Genomic DNA, 12212 nt, shown 5'->3' on the forward strand with positions numbered 1-12212 from the left:
TGTAAAGCACAGGTTGTTAGTGTTTTTCGATAATTAAAACGGATTAATTACTTATATTTTATTAAATGGCAAAAAAGCTTTAGTTTTACTAAACAATTGTTTGAAATTTTCATAAAAAAAGCATTCAGAATTTTCTGAATGCTTTCAAAAAAAATATTTTTATAAAGAATTATTCGATAATGAATTTTGTGTTTAATTCTCTGGTTTTTAAGATATAAATCCCTTTTGGTAGATTGTTAAGTTGAATGGTATTTCCATTTTTAAATGGTTGCACAATCTCTTGAACTCTTTGTCCTACCATGTTATAGATCCATGCTTTGTCATATTGTTTAAGGTCGTTGCCTTGTACGGTGATAGAACCGCCTGATTTTGCAGGATTTGGATAGATTTTATAGTTCTTAGAGAATCCAGTGTCCTCTACGGCTAGTGGAGAAAGTCCCCAAGTTCTGGTTACGAATTCTGGATTATCGATGTATGGATTTCTGTTTTTTTGGTAGATGTAGGTTGCGTTGTTACGATCGATTTCTATTTGTGAAACCGGATCTTGCTGATGCCACAGTAGAAGCGTGTTAAGCTCCCAAGTTTGTAATCCAGGGAATTTTGTTTTCGATAAAATTTGATTGTCTTTAAAACCGGATAATTTGTCTTCATAACGCGTTGCGAAATACAACACCATTCTAGCGACATCTCCTTTGAATTCATTAATCGGTTCTGCGGCAGAACCTGAATAACCTGGAGAACTAGAAGAGCCAACTTTAGTTCCGTTTTTGGAAGTGAAGGTGGGCGAGTTTACTTTTGCAAAAGGAAAATTGCTACGCATGCCATTCACTTTTCCATCTGTTGGACGGATGTGGTGCATGTCAGAAACCATTGGAGAATTTTCACTGAAAATACTTTGTGGTATTATGTGTTCTCTATTATAACAGTTGTTTTCTACAGAATAGCTTCCGCATTTTCTTTGACCATGTATGTAGTTGTAAGGGTCTGGACCATTTGGATTTTCAGAATAAATATCTAAAACAGTTCCGTCATTTTCGTAACCTGGTGTAGAATATTTGTCTGTATCTGTAGATGGATAACCATTGTATAGATTGTCATAACTTTTTGTTATGTAACCAGCGCTGATGATTTGGCTAAGCTTAGTTTTCAAAGCGGCGCCTGATAAATCATCAGTCCCGTTGTAGTATCCTGCAGGGATTTGAGCTGATACAAATCCAAATGCAGCTAGTCCTAGTAAAATAGAAAGTTTTTTCATACCTTAAAAATTGGGCGGTAAAGGTACAGATTAATTTTATAGAATAAACTTAAAATAAACTTAAAATTTGGAATTCTTCTAGCTTTTTAATTTTCTAGAGAAGATATATGCTATTAAAATACCGAAAAATAAGCCTACAGCACCGACAACCAAATAGTTAATTGCGGTAATTCTCACGGGGAATGGTAGGTTTTCTCCCGCCATGAAGAAGTTGGTTTGTATCTGGAAATAACACAAAATGCTACCGATTATTAAACCTAAAGCCACACCAATAACAACAATTAAAAGCCCTGTGTTAAAATAAGTTTTATTCAAATCTTTTTGGGTAAAACCTAAAGATCGCAAAGTTCTCGCTTGTGGTGTTTTGTCGAGTTGTAGAATAATAACTGCACCCGCCAAATTGAAAGTGGTGATGAAAATAACCAAAGAAAAAATTAAATAAATCATTAACTTCTCAGTATTAATCATTTTCCAAAAGGCTGCATTTTCCTCAGATTTGGTTTTTATTTCGACATTATTATTAAGTTGTTTTAATAATTCAGATTTTACATTATCGGCAGAATCAGAATTTTTAAGTTTAATAACAACTTGATAAGCTGCATTTTTTGGAAGATTCAGAAGTTGTTGTGTAAGTTCTATAGGCGCCAAAATGTAGTTGTTGAGCTGGTCATTACTAGGAAAAACACCAGTAACATAGATTTCTTTTCGGTTAAAAATGTCATCCTCTTGTTGGATAATACCTTTTCCCGCCTTTGGCATATAGACGGTCGCGAAATCCTGTGAAGAATTAACAGGGATTGCCAATCGGTTATCGAGTTGACTTTCCATCAAGACTTCATTGGAAAATTCAAAACTAGGATAAGCACCGTAGATGACAGATTTGTTAATCGGATTTACAGAAATGTACGCCGAGTCAACACCGCGTAAATAAGCAATTTCTCCATTGTCTTTGTAAATGATATAGACTTTCTCTTCTATAACTTTGGAAAAGCTGTCTACATTTTTATTCTTTTTCAGAATATTCTGGATATTCTCAATATTAGTGAGTGTTTTTCCGTCTTTACTTTTTATGGTGAGATCAGCATGTAGGTTTGCGATCATATCACGATTGATATCCTCCAGTCCAGAAAATACAGACACGATGACAAACATCGAGGCAATCGCCACCATCATTGCAAATGCAGCCAACCATGTGATAAAGGTTACCGCATGACTTCCTTTTTTGGCAGTTATGTAACGGGACGCGATATAAAACGGATTGTTTCTCACCAATTACAGAATAGGATTGTCACCTTCACCTTTTAGTTCTTTTTCAATGCGCTCCACATCGTCCAAAGTAGTGTCAATATAAAATGCTAAATCTGGGATAATTCGGACTTGCTTTGCCATTTTTTGACCAAGATAATTGCGATATTGGGCTTTGTTAGCTTCAATTTCTTTCATAATCGGCTTACGCAATTCAGTTGGGAAAATGCTTAAATGTATTTTTGCAATCCCCAAATCTGGCGTTACTTTAACATCGCTTACACTCACCAAAAAATTTTGAGCGCTTTCTGCAGCTTGCTTTCTGAACAATTCTGCGAAATCCTCCTGTATAATTTGTGCGACTTTTCTTTGTCTATTACTTTCGTTCATGGCGCAAATTTAATACTTTTGTTTGATATAATTTGGGCGTGCCCCTTTGTTTTTCCAAAGCTTCGGCCAATAGCAAAACAAGCGGGTCGGTCTTCGTGCAGTCGCTTTTTTATCCAGTGGCTTCCGCTTCGCTCCGTCACTGGATAAAAAGAGCTCCGACAATGCACTACGCCCTCACGCAACTCAAAAAAAGAAATTAAAATGAAAATAGAACATTTAGGTATCGCAGTCAAATCATTAGGCATGTCCGAGGATTTGTTTTCAAAACTCTTAGGAAAAGAGAACTACAAGCAAGAATCTGTAGAGCGCGAAGGCGTTGTAACATCTTTCTACGAAGTAGGAGAAAGCAAAATCGAACTTCTAGAAGCTACTAATCCAGAAAGTCCCATTTCAAAATTTATTGAAAAGAAAGGCGAGGGCATTCATCACATCGCTTTTGGCGTAGAAAATATCTATGCAGAAATCGAAAGATTGAAAAAATCGGGTTTTGTATTTATTTCTGATGAACCCAAGGATGGCGCTGATAATAAATTAGTTGTATTCTTGCATCCCAAATCGACCAATGGTGTTTTGGTAGAATTATGTCAAGAAAAGCCATAAAAAGTTTGGTTGGGAAATAAATTTTATTATTTTTGCACTCACAAAATTTAACCAAATTTTGAGGTCCTATAGCTCAGTTGGTTAGAGCACCTGACTCATAATCAGTAGCCCGAAGACATTTTGAAGGGAAAAACGAGGTTGAAAAAAGTAGAAACAAATTTTTAGAATTTTTTAGATATAAAAATTCATAAGGCCCTATAACTCAGTTGGTTAGAGTAGATGACTCATAATCATCAAGTCCTTGGTTCGAGCCCAAGTGGGGCCACTTTTTAAGGGATTTTGCAGCAATGTAAAATCCCTTCTTTTTTATTTTGACGAACATTTGACGAACATTTGAATTTTATTTCTCCATATATTAGCATTTAATACTTTAGTAAAAAAAATGGACACCTTTTATTTAGTTGTTTATATAGTCGTTTTAATCCTTAACATAATTTTCCCATTATATTTATTAGGTAGAATGTGGTTTGCGCTAAGTCCATTTGTCATTAATCTATATTTTTCAGAGAAGAAGAGTTGGTATAATGACTGGAATAGCACTCGTTTTATTATTGTATTTACATTATTCGTAATTTCATTAGGGATTTCTTTTTTGTGGGGTTTACCCCTTTTAGAAAAAATCAAATTTGGAGATATTGATATTACATCGATTTTTTTCTACATTTTTTTACAGAGTTTGTGCTTCGTTCTTTTAGAAGGAAAGATGGATCATTCTTTCAAACCATATGCTGCCTATAAAAAGTTTCATAAAGAAAAATATGCCGAGCGTTTTGTTTTCACAAAGAAAATTGGAACAAAAGAGACTATCTTGCTACAATCCAAAAAGATTACGGAAGAAATAAAAAACTCAAAACAAAGTTTATCAGAGGAAATACTTCAACATAAAAACGTCAGTGAAGAAATTCATCATTTGGCTACCGAAAACAATCAACTATTAAAAACTTCAGATTTCAATTTTGAAATTCGGAATACTGCTAATTTGATTTTGGCGGATGTGATGGAAGATTATTTTATTAGCAAAGATTCTGAGGAAAATCTCTCAAATTTTTTGCTTAGAAAAAGAAAGAGTGGTAAAATAATCTTTACAAAAACTGCAAGAAATGGCGTGAGTGTTCAACCAATTTTAGACTTCTTTTCAAAATATACAGATTTGATTGAAAAGTGCAAGAACGAAGAAATTAATGAAGAAAAAATAACTACACAAGTGGAAGCCATAAAAATCATCAATGAAATTGTTTTGGCAAATGATAAGCACGGAAATCCTGTAGAAATTCCAATAAATAGCAAAAACTTTTCAAAATACCTTTCTTAGTTGAGTTTTTTGTTGAAAATTTCATCAAAATTCATTCGTGCTCAAAAATTTCTCATAAATTATCTTGCTGATTATCAGTTTTATAAACACGACATTTTTTCGTGTTTAGTTCAAACCATTCTAAAACATCATAAAGAATAAATTGCTCCTATAAGTTCAATTCTTTATTTTACTTTATTTTACAAAAAACTTTTTTAGTCGCTTTTAGGTGGCGTTTCCTTCCTAGAATATCTTGGTCACAACAAAATTCAACAATATGAAAGACCAAGAAAGACTACAGTTACTTGAAACTCAAGTTTCAGTCCTAGTTAATTCCCAAAAGGAATTTACATCCAAAGCGCTACAACTTCTAGCTCTTAGTGCAAAGACCATTTACTCCAAAGAAGAAGCCGCATTGTTTCTAAATCTTGACCCCGATTATCTCTATCAATTGAAGTTTCACGGAAAGTTGAAAGCGTATAAAAAGAAAGGGCAAAAGAAAATTTATTTCCGGAAAGAAGATTTGGAAGAATATCTCATTTCCAATAGTGCATCGGAGGATATCGAAGATAGTAATGACTACGATGATTTTGAGGGAGATATTTTAGAAAAGTGGAAAAAATAATTGATTATGAATTCGGAAGAAGAACTTTATCAAAGCAGCAAAGGTTCGGTCACGGTTTTCGACAAAATAATCAAGTACATCGGAAAGAAATACCACCTCCGCTTCAACGAAATCGCTTTGGAATTCGAGATAAAGACAGAGAATGGCGATTGGAAGGTGTTGAACTTAAACTCTCTGTACATCGAACTCACACAAGCAGGAATCAACATTGCCTTCAACAAACTTGAAATACTGATGCGAAGCCATTTGATTACGGTATTCAATCCATTTGAGAACTATTTTCAGAACCTTGAAAAATGGGATGGTGAAAACCATATCCAAAGATTGACGGGTTTTGTCAAAACTACGGATACAGAACCCTTCCAAATCCATTTTGAAAAATGGCTGACAAGGTCAGTTTTCTGCGCTTTGAAAAGAGGATACATCAACAAACAATGCTTCGTGCTTTACAACACCAAACAAAACAGTGGAAAGACAAGTTTTTTGAGGTTTCTGATTCCGCCAAGTTTGGAGAAATACTACACCGAAGATATTGGCGTGGACAAAGACGGACTGATTGCGCTCTGTAAAAACTTCATCATCAATATCGACGAACTTTCGGTGATGTCCAAAACGGATGTCAATATTTTGAAGGCATTTATTTCCAAAAACACGGTAAATGCAAGATTGCCTTACGACAGAAAATCGTCTTTGATGCACAGAACTTCGTCTTTCTGCGGTTCAACCAACCGTTCCGATTTCTTGACCGATGAAACAGGAAGTGTGCGATGGATCATTTTTGAAGTTTTGGAAATTGATTTTGGTTATTCAAAGGAAATCAACATCAACCAAGTTTGGGCTCAAGCTTATTATAATGCTTTTGAAAGAAAAAATTACAATCCCGAACTCACTGCAGAAGACCTTATCGAAAATGAAAAACGAAACGAGAAATTCAAGCAGGTCAGTTTGGAGCAGGAAATCCTCATCACCCATTTTGAAAAATCCGAAAACAAAAACGACTTCTTGACCGCAACAGAGATTATGCTCGCAATGAGCAATGCTTTGGGAGTGAGAATGAACAATGTCAAAATCGGAAAAGCATTGACCGCCTTAAACTTTGAAAGGATAAAGCATTCTAAAAAGCAGGTTTATGGCTATTTAATCAAGCGAAAAATTGAGGACGAAAAAAACGAATAGAAAATAATTAGAAATCCACTTACCTAATTACCTCTTTACCTAAAATCCTTTGAAACCATTATGAATAAACACTTTTATAATGGGTAAGAATGGTTGATTTGACTTACCTAAAGTTACCTAAATGTAAAAGATTAATAAGTAGAAAATATTTAAAAACAGCAGGTAAAAAGGTAAGTCGAGGTAAGTCAAGAAAAGCACTCTCAACACTTTCTGCCAAAGGCTTAGGTAAGAAGGTAGGTAAAAACACCAAAAAACTTTATAAAACAAAACACAAAAACCCCAACATTATGAATTGCAAACAAGCCAACGAAAATATCAGCATCAGGGAAATCTTGGAAAGTTTTTCTCTTTTCCCGAGCAAAGACAGCCGCAAAAGCGCATTTTATTACGCCTTCGACCGAAAAGAAAGAACACCGAGTCTAGTTGTAAACTTCAACCAAAACAGCGCTTTCGATTTCGGAACAGGAATGAAATACGATAATGTTTCCTTGGTTCAAGGCATCAAAAAATGTTCAGTTTCCGAAGCGTTGGAATATCTTAAGAGATTTGATTATTCACTTCCGACTAAAGAGGAAATAGAAACAAATAATTTCAAACCAAAATCAGGATATCAGATTTTCGAAATCAAGGAAGTTGAACATCCAAGTTTGATTGACTATTTAAAATCAAGAAAACTCGATTCACTGAAATCAGAACTCAAAGAAATTCATTATGAACTCAACGGAAAAAATTATTTCGGTTTGGGCTTCAAAAATGATTCGGACGGATATGAAATCAGGAATCCATACATCAAACTTTGTTTGGGTAAAAAAGACCTCACTTCGATAAATAATCAATCCAATATGTTAAGAATTTTTGAAGGATTTGCAGATTATCTGTCGTTCAAAATTTTGGAAAAATCACTCGAAAAAGAACCGTCCGATTACATCATATTGAATTCCGTCACGATGATTTCAAAGGTCAAAAATCAACTCGAAAATTATCAAAATACTGAACTCTTTTTGGACAATGACAGGACGGGAGATTCCGTAACCGAAATCCTCAAAAAACAAAATTTCAATGTTTGGGACGAAAGGATATTATTCAAAAATCATAAAGACTTAAACGAGTTTTTAATCAATGGAAACCTGCGTAAAAGAGATACAGGTGGGATGCTCAAAATAGATAAAGGTGTCGAAAATGAAGAGTTGCGTAAAATAACTACACGGAAAATCGGCAGATAGTTAGTGCAAAAAGTACCCAATGTTTACAATAAGCGTGTCCGCTCATCGTAAAATTGGAACATTTTGGTTTTCTCCTATCGTCGAAAACTTTAAAACAGAACGCAGATTTAGAAAAAATTCAGACAAAATTTCACTAAAAAAATCAAACAAAATTCAAAAAATATTAACGGCAAAAAATAGAAATTTTTGCTTCAGAAAAGAAAAAACATCAAATGGAAAATGATCAATTAAGACAATTTGTACAACAAATTTCAAGAGAACAGGAAAAGAAAATTGCACAAGAAAAACGAAGAAATTACTTCAAAGAAATTGGCAGAAAAGGAGGTTTGAAAAAGAAGACTTCTAACCAATTTACGAGAGTGGTTTCAACAAGATTAACGCAGAAAGAATTTGATGAAGCCATACAAGAAGCGAAGCGATACAATCTCAAATTTTCAAAATATACCCGAATAAAAATCACAAACGGAGAACTTAGAATTAATGAATTTAAAGAACATGAAACTTTGCTTGACTATGGAAATAATTTCATCAGAATCAAAAATATGTTTCGGCGTAGTGAATTTTCGCAATTGGACCACACCAAAGTGATTTTAAGAGAGGTTGAGATCGTGACAAAACTAATCCACGATTATCTCTACAACAAAATGAACGCTAGAACAGAAGGGGACTTCCGAGAAGATGAATAACAGTGCCACGACAAGACGAATTTCCAAAATCGCGGTGGAATATAATGGAAACGATAGAGGAACTGCGGAAATGGTTTATTGCAATAATCTTTTGAGCGAGGATCCCGAAATACAATTCAAGGAAATGAAAGCAGTCGCCAACAGAAATAAAAATGTAAAAAATTGGGCATTAACAGGATATATCTCTCCGGAGAAATCTATTGGCGATAAGCTGACAAATGAAGAACTGACTGATTTAGCCTTGAGAGCATTAAAAAAAGTCGGAGTTACGGATGATAATCAAATTCGTTTGGATATTCATTCTTCCACGAAGCAAAAGCACATTCACTTCATTGTAAACCGAGTGAACACTTTTGGCGAGAACACGATTACCGCACACAAAATCGGAGAAAACTTTGGTAAAGCAGTCCGAGAAGTTTGTCAGAAACTGAATCTGAAAACAGATATCGAGATTGGAAAAGAGAAGAAACAGATGATGTATTATGCTTTGACAAACTCTTTGAAATACGCTAAAAACTTCGATGATCTTGTAATGAAAATGCATCTAAAAGGTTATCGAGTAACTCTTTCACAAAATGTGAAAGACGGAATTTCGGGAATGCGGATTGTGCGATATGAAGACATCAACTACCAAACCGAACGACAATACAAACCCGGCTATAAACTTTCAGAAATTACCAACAAACTGAAAATTGCAGATATCAAGACAACTTTGAATTCCAACTTCGAGAGGGCTGAACATATTCAAACCTTGCTTGAGCAAATGCGAGAAAATGAAGAAACGGAAATTTCAAGAACCAATATCTCCAAAGAGATTGGAAAAACGGTTGATGAGTTTTTAAAACCAACGTACACCGCTCCCGACGATGAATTATTAAAACGAAAAAAACGAAAATTTAGATAAAATGGAACATCAAAACACAGCACCAAACGAACCACAAATCGATATTTATGAACTGCTGAAAAAGGTGGTTGAAACAAATGAAGAAAGCATTAAATCTGCTAATCAAGCAGAGACAATTCATTTAGAAGCACGTAATTTTTATCAATCTGCACAAAATGCGATTATTGGTTCAACCAATATGATGCAGAAAGCGATTCAGTTTGTTAGAACAGAACTTGATTCTATTTGGGATTACAAAACTTCAATTCCTGAAAGCATTCCTGCGCATTTGTCGGAAACCACGCTCAGCTTTTTTGAAAGAATTGAAAAACTTGTAAAATTTATTTTTTCTAGAAGCCTCGCTATTTTGTCTTTAGCAGTGATAATTTTGTTTGGGACTGGACATTTTTCTTTCAAATGGTATTCCGAAAGCATTAGAGCCAAAAGTGAAATTCGGCAGGAGATTTTGGATGAAATCAAGAGAGATGGAAAAGCGATTTTCGAAATTGAAGACTACAATCAACTCAAATATAATACAGATTTGATGAACAAATGGATGAAGAAAAATCAGAAAGATGGCGAGAAATTTTTGAGGTTTAAAGAAGGGTATGAAAGTAAATAACTTCGCCAAAGTTTTATTATCTTTACAAAACATTGACGCACTGCTAAGCTTGGCAACGAGTATTGAATGAGAACAATAGTTCTCATTCTTTTTTTGCTTTAATTTAAGTATTAGAATTCCCCATAATCATTTTGTTTTATTTGATTTTCCTCTTTTTTCTTTCGTTAGCAATTTGTAATTTTGAGATTTTGAGCATTTTTATGAACTAAAAAATACAAATTTTGCCCAAAAAATCATTTGATAATCTAAGAATAAAAATATAGTTGCATATGAATAGAGAATTATGGGTTATAGCATTAGCCTCATCATTTATTATTGGCTTTGCTATTTATTACGAAACAATAATTTCTAGAACAAAGGATCCATCCTCCCGTAAGAATATGGGGAACAAATTGGTGGCGCGATCCGAAGGAAGAAACTGATAAGCTAGTAAGTTTTATTGAAGAGAAAAGAAAACCTATTGTTGGTGACCTATACTCCGATTTGGATAGTAAAATCTACGCTTTCACTGATGATATAGAAATCTCAACGATTGAGATAATCCCTGAAGAACTTAAATCTGAAGAAACTCAGGAGGAAATTGAAGAGCTTTTTGAAAACGAAGAAATTGAAATTAGCGAAGAGCCGCTTATCAAAGTAGAAATGGGTTCTGAAGTTAAAATAAAATACTTACGGGATAATTCCATCAAAAACGTTAAATTAGTTCCAAAAGCTGACGAATCACTTTCTCAATCGGATAATCCTATGAGGGTATCTCCATTAAATCCATTAGGAAAAGCCATTTGGCATAAATCCAAAGGTGAGACATGTAAATTTGAGGATAGAGATTTTTTTGTAGAAATTTTGGAAGTTATTTAATGTAAATTCAAACGAATAAATGAACTACATTGTTTTAGACACCAATATTTTCATTCATTTTAGAGATTTTGACCAAATTAATTGGTCTGAATTAGTTGGTAATAATCAAGATTATATCATTCTTATACCACCAACTGTTATTGATGAATTGGATAGACATAAATATAACAAGAATCAAAAAATTTCAAAAAGAGCTAAGAGAATTCTTCCAAAAATTGAAGATTATACGAATACTCCGGATGATTCTCTTCAATTGAAATTACTGAACAGTAGACCAAAGGATGAAACTTTCAATGCCAATCAGTTAAATCGAGGTGATCAAGACGATTGTATTTTGGCTTCAATAATCGAATTTAGACAAAGCATCACTGAAAATGATAATTTGATTTATTTTACTTATGATACAGGTCCAAGACTTAAAGCTAAGACCTTATCAATTAATTGTATGAAAATCAGCGAGCAATATTTATTACCACATGAACCTGATGAAAATGAAATCAAAAACAAAGAGTTGCTAAAAGAACTGAATACATTTAAAAATAAAGCGCCTAAAGTTGTTTTAGAATTTGTTGAAAGTAATGATCTTCTTAAGCCAGAACAAAAGAAGCCAATTAAAAGCAAGGATGAGTTTGTTAAACATTTCATAGATGAAGTAAAGGAAGAATATCCTTATCTAGTAAAGATAGACCATGAAGAAAATAACTTGAGTAATATCTTAAGAGCAGCGAGTTTTTATGGACTCTCTGATGATCAAATTAAAAGATATAATTCGGAACTAAACCTTTTCTTTGAGAAATTCAGTAAATATTATAATTCAGTTTATGAGAATCTATCCTATCTGAACGACTGCATAAAAATAAAACTATTGTTAAAAAATGAAGGAACAGCCCCTGCAGAAGATATTGACTTGCAACTTCATTTCCCTGATGGATTTGAGTTACATAATATTAAGAAATTACCGAAAGTTTTAAAACAACCCGAACCTCCTTATAAGCCTAAACACAGGTTTGACTTTCAAAATACCAGTAATTTTTTTCCATCATTCCCTCATGTCAATACTGTACCAGAAGTAAATGTGGATCTTAGTGCGGCGCAAATAAAAAAAACAAATAGTTATAATGTTGATTTTCATCTTCGAAGTTTAAAACACAATCAAACATATGAATTTGAAACACTTTATCTTAAATATGAAAATCGAGATTTGGCAGAAAATTTCAGAATTGATTACAAAATTATGATTGCTAATTACCCGAATATTATTAATAATAAGTTGAATGTTGTAGTGAAATAGAAATTTTACAGTTTTGAGACTAAAAGTCGCAGTCCATTTCCTAAATTTCACTCTTTTTCCCTATTTT

The 12212-nt window shown here is 33.6% G+C and carries 13 protein-coding genes and 1 tRNA gene; 11 read left to right on the forward strand and 3 right to left on the reverse strand.

All coding sequences use genetic code 11. The features are described from left to right. Window positions 1-169: 169 nt before the first annotated feature. The 3 genes from G6R40_RS13685 to G6R40_RS13695 all read right to left on the reverse strand — a co-directional run bounded on the left by G6R40_RS13685 (window position 170) and on the right by G6R40_RS13695 (window position 2890). Window positions 170-1255, reverse strand: a complete 1086-nt coding sequence (locus tag G6R40_RS13685; protein WP_165136707.1) for an endonuclease — start codon at window positions 1253-1255, stop codon at window positions 170-172. A 78-nt stretch (window positions 1256-1333) separates the two neighbouring features. Further along, entirely contained in the window at window positions 1334-2524 is a 1191-nt protein-coding gene (locus tag G6R40_RS13690) for an ABC transporter permease (RefSeq protein WP_165137742.1), read from the reverse strand. A 3-nt stretch (window positions 2525-2527) separates the two neighbouring features. Next, complete coding sequence (locus G6R40_RS13695) at window positions 2528-2890, reverse strand: ribosome-binding factor A (RefSeq protein WP_165136710.1); 363 nt, start codon at window positions 2888-2890, stop codon at window positions 2528-2530. A 201-nt stretch (window positions 2891-3091) separates the two neighbouring features. Between G6R40_RS13695 and mce the strand changes: the two genes are divergently transcribed. From mce to G6R40_RS13750, 11 genes are all read left to right on the forward strand, one after another. Beyond that, entirely contained in the window at window positions 3092-3490 is a 399-nt protein-coding gene (gene mce, locus G6R40_RS13700) for a methylmalonyl-CoA epimerase (RefSeq protein WP_165136713.1), read from the forward strand. Window positions 3491-3681: 191 nt separating this feature from the next. Beyond that, window positions 3682-3755, forward strand: a tRNA-Ile gene (locus G6R40_RS13705). A 117-nt stretch (window positions 3756-3872) separates the two neighbouring features. After that, on the forward strand, window positions 3873-4802 hold the full coding sequence (locus tag G6R40_RS13710) for a hypothetical protein (protein ID WP_165136716.1): 930 nt from the start codon (window positions 3873-3875) through the stop codon (window positions 4800-4802). A 256-nt stretch (window positions 4803-5058) separates the two neighbouring features. Next, entirely contained in the window at window positions 5059-5406 is a 348-nt protein-coding gene (locus G6R40_RS13715) for a helix-turn-helix domain-containing protein (protein ID WP_165136719.1), read from the forward strand. A 6-nt stretch (window positions 5407-5412) separates the two neighbouring features. Further along, window positions 5413-6582: a VapE domain-containing protein gene (locus G6R40_RS13720; RefSeq protein ID WP_165136722.1), complete on the forward strand. Its 1170-nt coding sequence runs from the start codon at window positions 5413-5415 to the stop codon at window positions 6580-6582. Window positions 6583-6671: 89 nt separating this feature from the next. Beyond that, on the forward strand, window positions 6672-7805 hold the full coding sequence (locus G6R40_RS13725) for a toprim domain-containing protein (RefSeq protein ID WP_228455867.1): 1134 nt from the start codon (window positions 6672-6674) through the stop codon (window positions 7803-7805). 212 nt (window positions 7806-8017) lie between these two features. Next, window positions 8018-8491: a special sigma factor gene (locus G6R40_RS13730; RefSeq protein WP_165136725.1), complete on the forward strand. Its 474-nt coding sequence runs from the start codon at window positions 8018-8020 to the stop codon at window positions 8489-8491. Continuing rightward, window positions 8484-9395: a relaxase/mobilization nuclease domain-containing protein gene (locus G6R40_RS13735; RefSeq protein WP_165136728.1), complete on the forward strand. Its 912-nt coding sequence runs from the start codon at window positions 8484-8486 to the stop codon at window positions 9393-9395. Before G6R40_RS13730 ends, G6R40_RS13735 begins: the two co-directional genes overlap by 8 nt. Before the next feature lies 1 nt (window position 9396). Then, window positions 9397-9996 carry a hypothetical protein gene (locus tag G6R40_RS13740; protein ID WP_165136731.1) on the forward strand — a complete coding sequence of 200 codons (600 nt, stop codon included), beginning with the start codon at window positions 9397-9399 and terminating at the stop codon, window positions 9994-9996. Between the two features lie 483 nt (window positions 9997-10479). Then, window positions 10480-10854, forward strand: a complete 375-nt coding sequence (locus tag G6R40_RS13745) for a GreA/GreB family elongation factor (protein WP_165136734.1) — start codon at window positions 10480-10482, stop codon at window positions 10852-10854. A gap of 19 nt (window positions 10855-10873) precedes the next feature. Then, window positions 10874-12145: a PIN domain-containing protein gene (locus tag G6R40_RS13750; RefSeq protein ID WP_165136737.1), complete on the forward strand. Its 1272-nt coding sequence runs from the start codon at window positions 10874-10876 to the stop codon at window positions 12143-12145. Window positions 12146-12212: the final 67 nt, after the last annotated feature.

This window comes from Chryseobacterium sp. POL2, assembly GCF_011058315.1.
Lineage (GTDB): Bacteria > Bacteroidota > Bacteroidia > Flavobacteriales > Weeksellaceae > Soonwooa.